The organism is Streptomyces sp. NPDC046303, from assembly GCF_055588085.1.
Map to the genome: position 1 here is coordinate 315,141 of NZ_JBVJFA010000003.1, position 15,207 is coordinate 330,347.

Genomic DNA, 15,207 nt, shown 5'->3' on the forward strand with positions numbered 1-15,207 from the left:
TTGGCTTTCCGGGGCGGGGCGGCCTGTCAAGGGTGGAGCGCAGCGACATCGCGAAGCGACGCGACGAAGGAGCGCCCTTGACAGGCCGGCCCGACCCGGAGAGACAGTGGGACTGACGGGAAACCCCCAAACCCTCCCTGATGAGCCCCGAGGGCATCAGGCTCCCCGAAGCCGCCGACCGGGTGACCGTCCCGCGACCAGCCGACCCCGTTGGGCGATTTGTCATACCGGACGTGGAAGCATCGGGCACCTCGGAGGTGATCCCGTGTCCCATCGGCTGTCCCCACGGCTGCTTCGTGCCGCCTGCGTCGCCGCGGTGCTCGTCGCCGCCGGCCCCGTCCCCCTCGCCGACGCCGACCCCGGCACCCAAGGCGCACCCCATACCCCCGCCACCCCCACCGCCCCCCTCACGCCCGCCACCCCCCGCACACCCCTCACATCCCCCACATCCACCGAATCCGTAGGGTCGCTGCTCACCCGCCTGCAAGGCCTCTACCAAAAGGCCGAGGAGGCCTCCGAGGCCTTCAACGCCACCGAAGTGGCCCTCAAGACCCGCCAGGACGAGGAGCGTCGGCTCGCCGCCGAGCTCGGCAGGGCCCGTACCGCCCTGGGGTCCGAGAAGGCGCTGCTCGGGCGGTTGGCCCGCGAGCAGTACCAGGACGCCCGCGGCATCTCCCCGTACGCCCGGATGCTCCTCGCCGGCAACCCCCAGGCCGCGTTGGACCAGCGGCGCCTCGCCGCCCGCGAGGGCGCCCGGCAGGCCGCCGTACTGAAGCGGCTCACGCGCGGCGAGCGGGAGGCCGCCGCCCTCGCCACCCGGGCCCGCCGCTCCCTGGACTCCCAACGGACGCTGGCCGAACGGCAGAAGCAGCACAAGGACGAGGTCGCCACGCAGCTCAAGGAGGTCGAGCGGACGCTCGCCGCCCTGACCCCCGAGCAGCTCGCGCAGCTCAACGCCCGCGAGGCCGCGAACACCGCCGGCGCGCAGCGTGAGCTGGTGGACTCCGGCCGGCTCCCCACCCGCACCGGCACGCCCACCGCCGCCGGTGGCGCGGCCCTCCGGTACGCGGCGGCCCAGATCGGCAAACCGTACGTGTGGGGCGCCGAGGGCCCGGCCTCCTTCGACTGCTCCGGCCTGACCTCGCAGGCCTGGGCGCACGCCGGCCGCACCATCCCGCGGACCAGCCAGGAGCAGTGGGCCACCCTGCCGAAGGTGCCCTTGGACCAGCTGCGGCCCGGGGACCTGGTGGTGTACTTCCCCAAGGCCACCCACGTGGGCCTGTACATCGGCGACGGCAAGGTGATCCAGGCCCCGCGCCCGGGTGCGAAGGTCAAGGTCTCGCCGATCGCCGCGAACCCGCTCCTCGGCGCGGTGCGCCCGGACCCCGGCAGCACCCCGCTCGCGGAGTTCACCCCTCCGCCGCTCCCCGAGGCCGCGGAAGAGGGGGACGACACCGGCTACTCCTCGGAAACGGCTCCCGAACCCGAAGCCGATGAAGCCGAACCCGAACCCGAGCCCGACTCCGACTCCGACTCCGAAACCGAACCCGCGACCGACCCCGCGACCGACTCCAAGTAGTCCGCCGCGTCCTCGGGGTCGTAGAAGTACGCGTCGAAGTCGGCCGGGTGGTCGAAGCCGTTGGCGAATCGATCCGCCACCGGCTGGAGCTGCCCGGCCGCGCCGATCAGGTTCAGTACGTGCTCCGGCGGGACGCCCAGCATCGCGTTCGTCCACTGGGTCACCGGCTTGCCCGTCGTGAACCAGAACTTGTCGAAGGTGGCCTTCATCCACGCCTCGTCGAACGGCTTGTCCCCGTGCATCAGGATCGACGACAGGTACGAGGCCGCGCACTTGGCCGCGGAGTTCGAGCCCTGCCCGGTGATCGGGTCGTTCGCGACGACCACGTCCGCGACCCCCAGCACCAGCCCGCCGCCCGGCAGCCGCCCGATCGGATTGCGGACCACCGGCGCGTACCGCCCGGCCAGCGTCCCGCCCGCGTCCGTCAGCTCCACCTTCGTGGCCCGCGCGTGCTCCCACGGCGTGAACTTCTCCATCAGCTCCAGCGTGAGCGCCAGGTGCTCCGCCGGGTCCTTCACGCCGTGGAACACGTCCAGCGGCCCGCCCGGAACGCCCTCCCAGAACAGGATGTCCGCCCGGCCCGACGTCGTCAGGGTCGGCATCACGAACAGCTCGCCGACACCCGGCACCAGGTTGCAGCGCACCGCCTCGGTCTCCGGGTGCTCCGGGCGCGGGCCGAGTCCGTGCACGTACGAGACGGCCAGCGCGCGCTGCGGGGCGTCGTACGGGGAGCGTGCCGCGTCCCGCCCGAACATGGACACCAGCTCGCCCTTGCCGGCGGCCACCAGCACCAGGTCGTACGTACGGGAGAAGAAGTCGAGGTCGGCGACCGAGGCGCCGTGGATGACCAGCTGCCCGCCCCGCTGCGCGAAGGTGTCGAGCCAGCCGGCCATCTTCACGCGCTGGTCCACGGACTGCGCGTACCCCTTGAGGCGGCCGAGCCAGTCGATGGCGCGGCCGTTGTCGGGGGCGGCCACCGAGACGCCGAGGCCCTCGATCTTCGGGGCCTGCTGCTCCCAGAAGTTGATCCGGAGGTCACGCTCGTGACGCAGCGCCGTGTCGAACATGCACTGCGTGGACATCACCCGCCCGGTGCGGATCTCGTCCGCCGTCCGGTTGGACATGAGGGTGACGTCGTACCCCTTCGACTGGAGTCCGAGGGCGAGCTGCAGACCGGACTGGCCGGCTCCTACGACAAGTATCTTGCGCATCTGTCACGTTCTCTATTCGGGATCGGGCCGGCTCTATGCGGGAGTGGTGTCCAGGGCGTGCCCGACGAGGGTCAGCAGCGACTCGACGACCGTCGCGCGACTCCGCGCGTCCATGATCACGACGGGGACGTCCGGCGGGATGGTCAGCGCCTCCCGCACGTCCTCCGGCTCGTACGACTCCGAACCCTCGAAGTGGTTGACGGCGACGGCGTACGGCAGGCCGCAGCTCTCGAAGTAGTCGAGGGCGGGGAAGCAGTCCCGCAGCCGGCGCGTGTCAGCCAGGACGATGCCGCCGACGGCGCCGCGCACCAGGTCGTCCCACATGAACCAGAACCGCTCCTGGCCCGGGGTCCCGTACACGTACAGGACCAGGTCGTCGTCGAGGGTGACGCGGCCGAAGTCCATCGCGACGGTGGTGGTGTTCTTGTCCGGGGTACCGGTCAGATCGTCGGTCGGGGCGCTGGCCTGGGTCATGACCGCCTCGGTGCGCAGCGGCGCGATCTCGGAGACCGACGAGACGAAGGTCGTCTTGCCGACGCCGAAGCCGCCCGCGACCAGCACCTTGACGGCGACGGGTGCGCGGGAGCGGTCGTACTGCCAGGGCTGGACGGGCTCGTCGTCCGCGGCCGGCGACACCGGCTGGTGCTGGTCAGAGACGGCGAAGACCACTGAGCACCCTTTCCAGCAGCGCGCGCTCGGGACGGCCGGTGCCGTGACCCGTGCCGTAGACGCGGATCCGTCCCTGGTCGGCGAGGTCGCTGACGAGGACGCGGACCACGCCGAGCGGCAGCTTCAGCAGCGCGGCGATCTCGGCGATCGTGCGCATGCGGCGGCAGACCTCGACGATGGCGGGCATCTCCGGCATGCGGTCGGGCGCCTTGGCCGGACCGGCGTCCAGGGTGGCGACGAAGGTCTCCACCAGCAGGACCTGCGTGAAGCGGGTCCGGCCGCCCGTGAGGGAGTACGGGCGGACGCGGGCGGGGCGGCGGTCGGCGCCGCGTATCGGCAGCCGGTCGGTGGCCGGACTCCTCACGGGGTTTTCTCCATCGACTGGCGCAGTTCACTGCGGACTTCGGGGGTCAGGACGTGGCCGGCGCGGCCGACGAACAGGGCCATGTGGTAGGCGACGACGCCCATGTCGCAGTCGGGGGCGGCGTGCACGCCCAGCAGGGAACCGTCGCTGATCGCCATGACGAAGACGGAGCCGTGCTCCATGGCCACCATGGTCTGTTTGACCGGGCCGCCGTCCATGAGGGCGGCCGCGCCGGTGGTGAGGCTGCCGAGGCCGGAGACGATGGTGGCCAGGTCGGCGGAGGCGCCCCGCGGGCCCTTGGGGCGGGGCTCCTGGGGGGATTCCGCGGCTGCACCCGGGTCCGAGGACAGGAGCAGGAGCCCGTCCGAGGAGACGACGGCGACGGAATTGACGCCGGGTACCTCCTCGACCAGGTCGGTCAGCAGCCACTGCAGGTTGCGGGCCTGGGTGCTCAGTCCGTACGTACTGGGCGCGGTCATGTGCGTGCCTCCTGTGCGGTGTCCCCCCGGTCGGTCTGCCCGTGATGCCGGTCCTGCCGGTCCTGCCGGTCCTGCCGGTCCTGCCGGTCCTGCTGGAGCTCGGCGGCGGCCACGCGCCGCCCGTCCTGGGCGCCCTGGTAGAACCCGCCGAGGCGGCGCCGCAGTTCGTCGGCGTCGACCTTGCGCGGCGGCTCGGGCCGTACGTCTTCCGCGCGGGCGGTGGCGACGAACTTGGGGTTCCGCTTGGGCAGGCCCTTGTCGGTGACGGCCTCGGCCGGGGTGTCTGCCGGGGTGTCGGCCACGGTGTCGGCCGGATCGGCGGGGTGGCTGCCCTGCCGGGGCAGCCAGTTGTCCTCGGGAGTGGCGTGCCGGTGCGGATCCGGCTCGGGCGCGGTTTCCCGTACGTCGGCACCGGGCGCGGCAGCGGGCGCGTCGGCCGGCACCTCCGACCCGGGGTCCGCCGCCGCGAAGCCCGCCCCCTCCGCGTCGGGGACGACCCGCGCGAGCAACTGCTCCTCGGGACCGGGCTCACCCGGGACCTCCGCCGCGGGGGCCGCCACCGGCGCATCCGCCGGCCCCGCCACCGGACCGTCGGCCAGGGCGTCGCCCAGCCCATCGGCCGGTCCGTCGGCCACTGCCTCGCCCAGCCCATCGGCCGGAGCCGTCTCCGGCACGGCCGCCACGGGAGCCTCAGCCTCCACCGCAGCCTCGCCCCCCGGGACCTCCGGCGCCACCGGCGCGCCCCCGCGCAGCCGGCTCGGCAGGGTGTTCTCGTTCGCCTCCGCGATCACGCCCGGCAGGCGCAGCGCGGGCGCGCCCGGCGTGGACAGGCTGTGGACGGGCGAGGCCGGCGGGGCGGCGGGGAGCAGCGCGGCCGGGACGACCACGAGCGCCTCGGTGCCGCCGTGCCGCGGGGCGCGCAGCTCCGCGGTGACCCCGTGCCGCGCCGCGAGGCGCCCGGCCACGTACAGGCCGAGGCCCAGGCCGTGTTCCGCCTCGGGCTCCTCGTCGTAGGCCTCGGGCGTGGACAGCCGGGAGTTGAGGGCTTCGAGCCGGTCCTCGGTGACGCCGATGCCCTCGTCGATGACGGAGAGCACCACGTCGCCGGAGTCCAGCAGCCATCCGGACACCTTGACCTTGGCGTCCGGCGGCGAGAACGTCGTGGCGTTCTCCAGCAGCTCGGCCAGCACGTGCGAAATGTCGTCGGCCGCGTGCCCCGCGACCTGGGTGCAGGAGGGCAGTGCCGCCAGTTCGACGCGCTCGTAGCGCTCGATCTCGCTCACCGCCGCCCGCATGACGTCGACCAGCGGCACCGGCAGGCCCTGGCCGTGGCCGTGCTCCTGGCCGGCGAGGACCAGCAGGTTCTCGTTGTGGCGGCGCATCACGGTCGCCAGGTGGTCCAGCTTGAACAGGGTCGCGAGCCGGTCCGGGTCCTGCTCCTTGGACTCCAGCTCCTCGATGACGGCGAGCTGGCGCTCCACCAGGCCGAGAGTCCGCAGCGACAGCGAGACGGAGGTCGTCGACATGATGCGGCGGTGCTCTTCCAGCCCGGCCCGCAGCTTCGTCAGCTCCTCCTCCAGCACGTCGCGCCCGGCGGCCAGCGCCTCGCTGCGGCCGAGGATCCGCCGGCGGTCGGCGTCGAGCCCGGCGATCCGGGTGTGCAGGGAGACGGTCTGGTCCCGGACGGCGTTCAGGTGGCGGACAACCTCGGCGAACTCGTCGTTGCGTCCCGTGAACCGGACCGGCTCCACGGAGCCCTCCGGCGTCGCCAGCCGCGCCGCGCCGCGGCGCAGCACGGACAGCGGCCGGGTCAGCGAGCGGGCCACGGCGGTGGAGACGCCCACGGTGACCAGGAACAGCACGCCCAGCAGGGCGATCACCATCTCCAGCCGGGTCACGTCGTCGTCGCGCAGGGTGGCGAGCGCGGAGGCGCGCTGGCCGGCGAGGGTGGATTCGACGGACCGCATGCGGTCGATGCGGGCGGTGAGCGCGGAGCCCACGGCCGCGCCGTCGGTCTTGCGGTCGGCGGAGGTGAGCGTGGGCCGGTCGGTGAGCCGCTTGAGGTAGTCGTCGGCGGCCTTGACCTCGGGTCCGGTGACGGTGGCGGCGAGGGTCTGGCGCACGTCGGGCCGTGCGGCCCGCGCGAAGTCGTCGAGGGCCGCCTGTTCCCGTACCCGGGAGCGCTGGGCGGCGGTGGTGAGTTCGTCCACCACGGCCGAGTTCGGAAGCTGCTCGCCGCGGGGGACGGCCAGCGCGGCGAGCAGCAGTCCGCGGGTGGCCGAGGCCTGTTCGACGGCCTGGCCGAGGGGGGCCATCGGGCGGGTGGTGGCGAGGGCTGCCGTGGCGCGCGGCGGCGTCAGCTCGGCGAGCCGGTCGCCGGGGGCGAGGAGTTCCGCGAGGACTCCGGCGTAGGCCTGGTGGGCGGCGAGGGCGCTGCCCTTGCCGTCGACGGCTTCGGTGCGGACGGCCTGGACGCGGGCGAGGGCGCGGGCGGTGGCCTCGTCGGCCTCGGCCTGGATCTCGGCGATCTGCCGGTCGGTGCGGGCGGCGCGTTCCTGGACGGGCCCCTTGGCCGCGCCGGGGCGTCCCTTGGCGGCGTACTCGACGACGGCGTCGCGTTCGTCGCCGAGGAGGTGGGCGAGGGTGAGGGTGTGCCGGGTCCGTTCCGCGAGGGTGACCAGGCGCTGGGAGTCGTTGAGTTCCCTCGTCGCGGAGACGACGGCGGGGGCGCCGGCCGCGAGGACGGTGAGGCCGGCGACGGCCACGCCTACGACCAGCCTGCGGCGCACGCGGACGCGGCGTCCTGCGGGGGCCGGGCCGTCGGTGGCGGTGCCGTTCTTCCGAGACCGCTTCTTCTGCACCGGTGCTCGCAATCCTGTACGTGTGCTCTGGCTCGTCTACTCGTGTGGCCGAGGTAACGGCCGGTCAACAAGTAAACGCCTCCTGCCCCCTCGTACCGCCTCAGACCTTTGCAGTGTGATGGGAAGAGAGCCGCACATCGCCCACCTGGCCACTCGAAGGAGTGAACATCACGGATGAGTTGGCGACCAACTCGGACATCCGGCGTCAGAGGCCGTCCGTGGACAGGCGGTTGAAAGATCGATGCGGGCTTTGGCAGTATGCCCGCCCACATTCCGGGTCGCCCTGCCGCGCCCGGTCCGACGGCGCCCTGCGCGGAGCCGTCCGAGCCCCGCGCCCATTGGTACGGACCTCCCGCGCTCCGTGCTGCCGCGCCCGGCAGAATGCCCGCATGCGCATCGACCTCGCCTCCGCTCCCGGCAGCCCGGAACGCCCCAATGAAGACTGGGTGTCGGCCGCGATCCCCGCTTCGGGCGGCGGTGTACTGGTCGCCCTGGACGGGGTCACCCCGCCGCGCGGCGAGGACGGCTGCGTGCACGGGGTGCCGTGGTTCTCGGCCCGGCTCGGCGGCCGATTGACCGAACTGTCCGGATCGCGGCGGGACATGCCGCTGGACCGGATCCTCGCGGAGGCCGTCCGCGCGACGGCCGAGGCACACCGGGACACCTGTGACCTTTCTCACGTCCGCACCCCGCAGGCGACGGTGGTCCTCGTCCGCTGGGACGAGGCGTACGTGGAGCACCTGGTCCTCTCCGACTCGGTGCTGCTCCTCCAGGAGGCCGGGGGCGAGGTGACGGCGGTGCGCGACGACCGGCTGGACCGGGTGCCCCGGGAGGTGCTGCGGTCGGTGGAGGCCACGGACGCGCTGCGGAACGCCGAGGGCGGCTTCTTCACGGCGGCCGCGGATCCGGCGGTGGCGGCCCGGGCCGTGACGGGGCGCACCCCGCGCGGCCAGGTCCGGGCGGTGGCCGCGCTCACGGACGGGGCGAGCCGGTGGACGGACACGTTCCGGGAGGGCGACTGGGCCGAGTGCCTGGCGGTGCTGCGGAAGGAGGGCGCGGAGGGCCTGATCGGCCGGGTGCGCGCCCTCGAGTCCGACCCGGCGCGCCCCCCGGCCGGCCGGCACAAGCGGCACGACGACGCCTCGGCGGTCTACGCGGAGCTCTAGCGCCGTGGCCGGGAACGCGTGCCCGAGGCGGCCCTGGGCCGTGGCCGGGACCCCGCGACGGCGGGGTCCCGGGCCTCCGGCGGGCCCGCTGCGAAATACTGGCGGCTCATCCACCACCGAAGGAGCCGGACGTGTACGGGAGCGAAGACCAGGAGTTCCTTGCCCTGGAGCGGGAGCTGTCCGTCTTCCTCCGGCGGGCCCGCGCCTCCTCCGGCGAGATGGCGCGCGCCCTGCACCCCGAGCTGGAGCCCGCCGCGTACGGGCTCCTGGTCCGCCTGGAGGGGGCCGGCCGGCAGCGGGCCACCGAGCTGGCGGCGTACTTCGGCGTCGGCAAGGCCACCATGAGCCGCCAGCTCCGCGCCCTGGAGGTGCTGGGCCTGATCGCCCGCGAGCCGGACCCCGCCGACGGCCGGGCCTTCCTGGTCGGCCTCACCGAGGAGGGCCGCGAGCGGTTCCTGCGCGTACGGAACGCCCGGCGCGAGCAGTACATGCGCAAACTCGCCGACTGGGACCGCGGTGAGGTGGCGGAGCTGGCCCGGCTGCTCAACCAGCTGAACGCGGGCGAGGACGCCCCGTAGGGCTCAGGCCGCGGCGGTGACCGGGACCTCCTCCCGAGGCTGCCCCTGGGACGGCGCCTGCGCCTGGGACAGGGCGAGCTCCAGCACCTGGCGCACGTCCGTCACCGGGTGCACCTCCAGCCCCTCCAGAACCTCGTCCGGGACGTCGTCCAGGTCGGCCTCGTTGCGCTTGGGGATGATGACGGTGGTCAGGCCCGCACGGTGGGCGGCCAGCAGCTTCTGCTTGACCCCGCCGATCGGCAGGACGCGCCCGGTCAGCGATACCTCACCGGTCATGGCCACGTCCGTGCGCACCTGGCGTCCGGAGAGCAGCGAGGCGAGGGCCGTGGTCATGGTGATGCCCGCGCTCGGGCCGTCCTTGGGCACCGCGCCCGCCGGGAAGTGGATGTGCACGCCCCGGTCCTTCAGGTCGGCGACCGGCAGCTCCAGTTCGGCGCCGTGCGAGCGCAGGAAGCTGAGCGCGATCTGCGCCGACTCCTTCATGACGTCGCCGAGCTGGCCGGTGAGGGTCAGGCCGGCCGCGCCCGTCTCCGGATCGGCCAGCGAGGCCTCCACGAAGAGGACGTCGCCGCCCGCGCCGGTCACCGCGAGGCCTGTGGCCACGCCGGGGACGGCGGTGCGCCGCTCCGCCGGGTCCTGGGCGGACTCCGGTACGTGGTGGGGTCGTCCGATGAGCCCGCGCAGATCGTCGGCGCCGATGCTGAAGGGCAGTTCGCGCTCGCCCAGTTCGTGCTGCGAGGCCACCTTCCGCAGGAGCCGGGCCAGCGACCGCTCCAGGGTGCGCACGCCCGCCTCGCGGGTGTACTCGCCGGCGAGCTTGCGCAGTGCCGCCTCCTCCAGGACCACCTCGTCGGCGCCCAGGCCGGCGCGCTCCAGCTGGCGCGGCAGCAGGTGGTCGCGGGCGATGACGACCTTCTCGTCCTCGGTGTACCCGTCGAGGCGCACCAGCTCCATGCGGTCGGCGAGGGCCTCCGGGATGGCTTCGAGGACGTTGGCCGTCGCCAGGAACACCACGTCGCTGAGGTCGAGCTCCACCTCGAGGTAGTGGTCACGGAAGGTGTGGTTCTGCGCCGGGTCCAGGACTTCCAGCAGGGCTGCGGCCGGGTCGCCGCGGAAGTCGGAGCCGACCTTGTCGATCTCGTCGAGGAGCACGACCGGGTTCATCGACCCGGCCTCCTTGATGGCGCGGACGATCCGGCCCGGAAGGGCGCCGACGTAGGTCCGGCGGTGGCCGCGCACCTCGGCCTCGTCGCGTACGCCGCCGAGCGCGACCCGGACGAACTTGCGGCCCATGGCGTGGGCCACGGACTCGCCGAGCGAGGTCTTGCCCACGCCGGGCGGCCCGACGAGCGCGAGGACGGCCCCGCCGCGGCGGCCGCCGATGACGCCGAGGCCGCGCTCGGTGCGCCGCTTCCTGACGGCGAGGTACTCGGTGATGCGGTCCTTGACGTCGCCGAGCCCGGCGTGTTCGGCGTCGAGGACGGCCCGTGCGCCCCGGATGTCGTACTGGTCCTCGGTGCGCTCGTTCCAGGGGAGTTCGAGCACGGTGTCCAGCCAGGTGCGGATCCAGGAGCCCTCGGGGCTCTGGTCGCTGGCCCGCTCCAGCTTGTCGACCTCCTTGAGGGCGGCCTCGCGGACCTTCTCGGGCAGGTCGGCGGCCTCGACGCGGGCACGGTAGTCGTCGGACTCCTCGCCCTCCTTCTCGCCGCCCAGCTCGCGCAGCTCCTTGCGGACGGCTTCCAGCTGGCGGCGCAGCAGGAACTCGCGCTGCTGCTTGTCGACGCCGTCCTGGACGTCCTTGGCGATGGATTCGGCGACGTCCTGTTCGGCGAGGTGGTCGCTGAGCGCCTTGACCGCCAGCCTGAGGCGGGCGACGGGATCGGCGGTCTCGAGCAGTTCGACCTTCTGCTCGACGGTCAGGAACGGCGAGTACCCGGAATTGTCGGCGAGGGCCGACACCCCTTCGATCTGCTGGACCCGGTCGACGACCTGCCAGGCCCCGCGCTTCTTGAGCCAGCTGGTGGCGAGCGCCTTGTACTCCTTGACGAGCTCGGTGACCGCGCCGGGCAGCGGGTCCGGCACGTGCTCGTCGACGGTCTCGCCCTCGACCCACAGCGCCGCGCCGGGGCCGGTGGTCCCGGCACCGATGCGGACGCGGCCGCGGCCGCGGATGAGCGCCCCGGGGTCCCCGTCGGAGAGCCGGCCCACCTGCTCGACCGTCCCGAGCACTCCGGTCCCGGCGTACTTGCCGTCGATGCGGGGCACGAGCAGCACCCGGGGCTTTCCTCCGCTGCCCGCCGCCGCCTGGGCCGCCTCCACGGCCCCGCGCGCCTCGGCGTCGGACAGGTCCAGCGGAACCACCATTCCGGGCAGCACGACCTCGTCGTCGAGCGGCAGCACGGGCAGAGTGAGCGTTACGGGCGTCGAAGCCATGATCAACCCTCCGGCAGTGAAGTTGAGCTATGCCGACTCAATGCATCTGCGCCGCCCAATGTTCCCCAACTGCCGTTCGCCCGGGGCGAACGGTCCGGGGGCGAACGGCCCGGAGCGTCGTGCCGGTCAGGCCGGGCCCGTGGCCACCGGGCGCTCGTCCGAGGGCAGGCCCCACTCGCTCCAGGAGCCGTCGTACACGGCCGTCTGCCGGTAGCCGGCGAGGTCGGCGCCGAGCGCGAGGACACAGGCGGTGACGCCGGAGCCGCAGCTGAAGCAGAGCCGTTCCCGGACGCCCGCCAGCGCCCGGAAGGCCTCGCGCAGTTCCCCGGCGGGGCGCATCCGGCCGTCGGACTGCTGGAGTTCGGCGAAGGGCAGGTTGAGCGCGCCCGGCATGTGTCCGCCGCGCAGGCCGGGGCGGGGTTCCGGGGCGGTGCCGGCGAAGCGCTCGCGGGTGCGGGCGTCGAGGACGGCGGCGGCCGGATCGGCCAGGGCCGCGGCGACGGCCGCGGCGTCGACCAGCAGCCCGGGGCGCGGGCGGGCGGTGAAGGAGCCGCGCGGGCCGTCGTAGGCGGGGCCGGTGGCCTCCACGGGCAGGCCGGCGGCGCTCCACGCGGGCAGTCCCCCGTCGAGGACGGCGACCCGGTCGAAGCCCATGGCGCGCAGCATCCACCAGGCGCGGGCGCTGGAGTAGATGCCGGCGCCGTCGTACACGACCACGGTGTCGGTGTCGTCCACGCCGAGGTCCCGTATCGCCTCGCCGAACCGTGCGGCCGACGGCATGGTGTGCGGGGCGGGGGCGTCGTGGTCGGACAGGTCGCCGTCGAGGTCGAAGGGGCGGGCTCCGGGGATGCGCCGGCCGGCGCCGCGGTGGGAGCCGACGGAGGCGTCGAAGACGACGAGGCCGCTCGACCCGGGCGCGCCGAGCCGGTCGGCCAGCCAGTCGGTCCCGACCAGCGGTTCGGACGGTTCGAGGGAGTGGGCGGTCATCAGCGGCTCCTGGAGGTCGGATGTCGGATGTCGGTGGGGCACTCACGGCGCTCGGCGCTCATCCTGCCGGGCAGCCGCCGGGGCGGGCGTAGAGCGCGACGCGGGCGCCGCGTATGGCCGTGATCGAGCACAGGTCGAACCGGGCGGCCAGGGTCTGCCGTTTCACCGCCTCCCGCGGGTACGGGTCCAGCGGCTGCCCGGCCGGGTCCAGCAGGGCGATGACCCGGGGGGACCCGGTGAGCGCCGCGCTGATCTCCGCGGGGGGCCGCTCGGTGCCCTGGAGGGTGTGCGAGGCCGCCGGGGAGCGGTCCAGGGCCACGTCGCGCAGCCCGTCGTAGACGTCCGGCGAGGACAGCAGCCATTCGCGCCGCCGCGACGGCATGAAGAGCACGGCGTCCCCGGGCCGGGCCAGCTCCCGGACGGCGGCGGCCACCGCGAGCACGTCGTCCTTGCGGCTCTCGGGCGTACGCAGCCACACCGACCAGCAGCCGAAGGGCACGAGCAGGGCCGCGACCAGCAGCCACGGCCACCAGCCGCGCGCCGCGGACAGCGCGGCTCCCGTCAGCAGGGCGAGTCCGGCCAGCGAGTAGAGCACGTACCGGTCGACGTACCAGGGGTGGACCAGCGAGAGCGTCATCAGCAGCCCGGGCGGCAGCAGGGCGAGGGGCAGGGCGACGCGGACGAGGCCGTTCGCGTCCCGCGCGGCGGCGCCCCGCGCGAGCAGCAGTACGGCGGCCGTGAGCACCCCGTACGCCACCCAGTCCTGCCAGGAGGGCCGCCCGAGCCAGCCGAGCTGCTGCTCGGCCTGCCGGGCGCTGATCAGGGCGAGGGGCAGCAGCAGGGCCACGACGGCCCCGGCGGCGAGGCGCCAGCCGCGCGAACGCCAGGCGGTGAAGGCGTGCGCGAGCAGGGCCAGGGCCGCGAACTCGTGCAGCCAGCAGCCGAGCAGCAGCACCACCGCGTACGCCCCCCACCGCTCGCGCAGCATCAGGTACGTCGCCCACACCACCGCCGCGGCGACGAGGGCGTACGAGCGGCCCTCCTGCGCGTACGTCTGCACGGGCGGGAGTACGGCGTACGCGAGCCCGGAGAGCAGCGCGGCCCGCTCCCCCGCGAGCCGGCGGGCGATGGCGGCCACCCCGGCGGCCGCGAGAGCGGTGGCGGCGACGGAGGGCAGGCGCAGGGCCCACAGGCCGCCGTCCCAGGCCAGGAACACCCCGTGCATGAGCAGGTAGTACAGGCCGTGCACGGCGTCGACCTGGCCGAGCAGCTCCCAGAGCCCGCCGAGTGGCCGGTGGGCCACCTGCCAGGTGACGGATTCGTCGCGCCACATGCTGCCGCCGCGCTCCAGACCCCACAGGCCGAGGAGGACGGCGAGCAGGGGCGGGAGCACGCGCCAGGGGGCGATGCGGCGGATGGCTGCCTCCGGGTGCTGTCGTAACGGGTGCGGGGACTCCATACTCGGGGTTCGGTCGGAGTACCTGCGGAGGTGGGTGTGCGAGCGTTCCGGGTGGTGGCGGTGACGGCGGGGGCGGCGGCGGTACTGGGCGCGGTCCTCGTCGGATGCGGACAGTCCGGTTCCGATGGCGCGGACGGCCGGCCGCCGGCGACCGGAACACCGGCCCCGTCGGAAACGGCGGCGGCCACTGGGGCCACTGGGGCCACGACGAGCCCCACGCCCGCGCCCGCGTCCACGCCCGCTCCGACGACGGCGGCTCCGACTCCCGCCCATTCCCCTGCCGCGACCGAGACCCTGGTCCGGGTCAGCCGCAGCGGCGGCTACGCCGGCCGGGTCCACACCCTCATCGTCAAGGGCGACGGCTCGTGGACCCGCCTGGACCGCAAGGCGAAGCCCGAGGGCAGCGGAAAGCTGTCGGAAGCCCGGCTCGCCGGCTTGCGCACGGCCCTGCGCGAGGCGGACTTCGCGCATCTGCCGAGGATCGCGACGGGCAGCACCAAGGTCTACGACGGGTTCGTCTACGCCTTCGTGCACGGCGGATACGAGGTGGCGGCCGAGCAGGAGGCCCTGGCCCCGGCCCTGCGGAAGGTGCTGGACGCGCTGCCCCCGTTCGAGGCCGGCTAAGGCCCGGCGGGCACCGACGCAACACCCGCAGCCCCGGCAGGCCCCGCAGGCCCCAGCCCCGGCAGGCCCGTCCCCGCGACCGTGATCCCCCGCAGCTGACGGTCCAGGAACGCGTGCAGCCGGCCCGGCATGTCCACGCTCGCGGGGTTCAGCACCCACTGGATCTGCAGGCCGTCCATCACCGCGAGCATCTCGCGGCCGACGGCCTCGCAATCAGTGCCGGGACGCAGCTCGCCGCGCGCGATGCCGGCCTCCAGCATGTCGACGGTGTGGCCGAGCACGCGGGCGTAGCGCTCCCGGAAGTAGGCGTGGGCGGGGTGTCCCGGGTTGCCGGACTCGCCGACCAGGGTGTGGAACATTCGGACGAGGCCGGGCCGCCGCGCGTTGTCGGCGGCGAGGGCGACGACGGTGGTGAAGTGCGCGGCGACCGAGTCGGCCGGCTCGCTGAACAGCCGCTCGATGTCGTGTCGCTCGCTCTGCGCCAGCACGGACAGCAAGAGGTCCTCCTTGCTGCGGAAGTGGTGCAGCAGCCCGCCCTGGGTGATCCCGCAGCCGGCCGCGATCCGGGCCAGGGAGGAGGCGTGGAAGCCCCACTGCGCGAAGTGCTCCACCGCCGTGTCGAGGATCTTCTGCCGGCGGGCGTCCCCCACCGCGTAGGTCCCCCGGGCCGTGGCCTTCTGGGCCTTCGGGGCTTTCGGAGCCTTGGAGGCCGTCCGCCCCTTGTCCTGTGCCATGCCGACCACCCTAAGCGGTGGTTGTTTTCGGCCATCCGCGAGGAGTGACCCAGGTCACTTTCG

12 protein-coding genes and 1 pseudogene are annotated in these 15,207 nt (G+C 74.1%); 4 read left to right on the top strand and 9 right to left on the bottom strand.

Features of this window, described 5'->3' with window-relative positions:
- Positions 1–277 precede the first annotated feature (277 nt).
- Positions 278–1,483, top strand: a pseudogene (locus ACZ6I1_RS04925) (C40 family peptidase); the annotation flags it as partial.
- Here the strand turns inward: ACZ6I1_RS04925 and ACZ6I1_RS04930 are convergent.
- The 5 genes from ACZ6I1_RS04930 to ACZ6I1_RS04950 are packed head-to-tail and all read right to left on the bottom strand — an operon-like array spanning position 1,459 to position 7,163.
- On the bottom strand, positions 1,459–2,790 hold the full coding sequence (locus ACZ6I1_RS04930) for a styrene monooxygenase/indole monooxygenase family protein (protein ID WP_469283140.1): 1,332 nt from the start codon (positions 2,788–2,790) through the stop codon (positions 1,459–1,461). The pseudogene ACZ6I1_RS04925 and the gene ACZ6I1_RS04930 sit on opposite strands and share 25 nt — an antisense overlap.
- A 33-nt stretch (positions 2,791–2,823) precedes the next feature.
- Positions 2,824–3,459: a GTP-binding protein gene (locus tag ACZ6I1_RS04935; RefSeq protein WP_469283144.1), complete on the bottom strand. Its 636-nt coding sequence runs from the start codon at positions 3,457–3,459 to the stop codon at positions 2,824–2,826.
- Positions 3,440–3,823 carry a DUF742 domain-containing protein gene (locus ACZ6I1_RS04940; RefSeq protein ID WP_469283146.1) on the bottom strand — a complete coding sequence of 128 codons (384 nt, stop codon included), beginning with the start codon at positions 3,821–3,823 and terminating at the stop codon, positions 3,440–3,442. The genes ACZ6I1_RS04935 and ACZ6I1_RS04940 overlap by 20 nt, the downstream gene beginning before the upstream one ends.
- The gene (locus tag ACZ6I1_RS04945) at positions 3,820–4,302 is read right to left on the bottom strand and encodes a roadblock/LC7 domain-containing protein (RefSeq protein WP_469283148.1); all 483 of its coding nucleotides are present in this window, start codon (positions 4,300–4,302) and stop codon (positions 3,820–3,822) included. Before ACZ6I1_RS04945 ends, ACZ6I1_RS04940 begins: the two co-directional genes overlap by 4 nt.
- Positions 4,299–7,163 carry a sensor histidine kinase gene (locus ACZ6I1_RS04950; protein WP_469283150.1) on the bottom strand — a complete coding sequence of 955 codons (2,865 nt, stop codon included), beginning with the start codon at positions 7,161–7,163 and terminating at the stop codon, positions 4,299–4,301. The genes ACZ6I1_RS04945 and ACZ6I1_RS04950 overlap by 4 nt, the downstream gene beginning before the upstream one ends.
- Positions 7,164–7,552: 389 nt before the next feature.
- Here ACZ6I1_RS04950 and ACZ6I1_RS04955 point away from each other — a divergent pair, with 389 nt between their 5' ends.
- Both ACZ6I1_RS04955 and ACZ6I1_RS04960 read left to right on the top strand, forming a co-directional pair.
- Complete coding sequence (locus ACZ6I1_RS04955) at positions 7,553–8,329, top strand: protein phosphatase 2C domain-containing protein (protein WP_469283152.1); 777 nt, start codon at positions 7,553–7,555, stop codon at positions 8,327–8,329.
- 131 nt (positions 8,330–8,460) lie between these two features.
- Complete coding sequence (locus ACZ6I1_RS04960; protein ID WP_469283153.1) at positions 8,461–8,907, top strand: MarR family winged helix-turn-helix transcriptional regulator; 447 nt, start codon at positions 8,461–8,463, stop codon at positions 8,905–8,907.
- Between the two features lie 3 nt (positions 8,908–8,910).
- On the opposite strand, the gene lon is transcribed toward ACZ6I1_RS04960, so the two are convergent.
- The 3 genes from lon to ACZ6I1_RS04975 all read right to left on the bottom strand — a co-directional run bounded on the left by lon (position 8,911) and on the right by ACZ6I1_RS04975 (position 13,786).
- Positions 8,911–11,340, bottom strand: coding sequence for an endopeptidase La (lon, locus tag ACZ6I1_RS04965; RefSeq protein ID WP_469283155.1), 2,430 nt, complete (start codon positions 11,338–11,340; stop codon positions 8,911–8,913).
- Between the two features lie 126 nt (positions 11,341–11,466).
- Positions 11,467–12,327, bottom strand: a complete 861-nt coding sequence (locus ACZ6I1_RS04970) for a sulfurtransferase (protein ID WP_469283158.1) — start codon at positions 12,325–12,327, stop codon at positions 11,467–11,469.
- A 58-nt stretch (positions 12,328–12,385) separates the two neighbouring features.
- A complete protein-coding gene (locus ACZ6I1_RS04975; protein ID WP_469283159.1) occupies positions 12,386–13,786 on the bottom strand; it encodes a glycosyltransferase family 39 protein in 1,401 nt (466 codons plus the stop codon).
- 36 nt (positions 13,787–13,822) lie between these two features.
- On the opposite strand from ACZ6I1_RS04975, the gene ACZ6I1_RS04980 reads away from it, so the two are divergent.
- On the top strand, positions 13,823–14,410 hold the full coding sequence (locus tag ACZ6I1_RS04980; RefSeq protein WP_469283162.1) for a hypothetical protein: 588 nt from the start codon (positions 13,823–13,825) through the stop codon (positions 14,408–14,410).
- Here ACZ6I1_RS04980 and ACZ6I1_RS04985 read toward each other — a convergent pair.
- On the bottom strand, positions 14,407–15,144 hold the full coding sequence (locus ACZ6I1_RS04985) for a TetR/AcrR family transcriptional regulator (RefSeq protein ID WP_469283164.1): 738 nt from the start codon (positions 15,142–15,144) through the stop codon (positions 14,407–14,409). The genes ACZ6I1_RS04980 and ACZ6I1_RS04985 overlap by 4 nt on opposite strands.
- Between the last annotated feature and the right edge of the window lie 63 nt (positions 15,145–15,207).

What these genes read in the sequence shown, in the direction of transcription:
- ACZ6I1_RS04930 (WP_469283140.1), bottom strand. Translation starts at nt 2,790, where the DNA reads ATGCGCAAGATACTTGTCGTAGGAGCCGGCCAGTCCGGTCTGCAGCTC.
- ACZ6I1_RS04945 (WP_469283148.1), bottom strand. Translation starts at nt 4,302, where the DNA reads ATGACCGCGCCCAGTACGTACGGACTGAGCACCCAGGCCCGCAACCTG.
- ACZ6I1_RS04955 (WP_469283152.1), top strand. Translation starts at nt 7,553, where the DNA reads ATGCGCATCGACCTCGCCTCCGCTCCCGGCAGCCCGGAACGCCCCAAT.
- lon (WP_469283155.1), bottom strand. Translation starts at nt 11,340, where the DNA reads ATGGCTTCGACGCCCGTAACGCTCACTCTGCCCGTGCTGCCGCTCGAC.
- ACZ6I1_RS04970 (WP_469283158.1), bottom strand. Translation starts at nt 12,327, where the DNA reads ATGACCGCCCACTCCCTCGAACCGTCCGAACCGCTGGTCGGGACCGAC.
- ACZ6I1_RS04975 (WP_469283159.1), bottom strand. Translation starts at nt 13,786, where the DNA reads ATGGAGTCCCCGCACCCGTTACGACAGCACCCGGAGGCAGCCATCCGC.
- ACZ6I1_RS04985 (WP_469283164.1), bottom strand. Translation starts at nt 15,144, where the DNA reads ATGGCACAGGACAAGGGGCGGACGGCCTCCAAGGCTCCGAAAGCCCCG.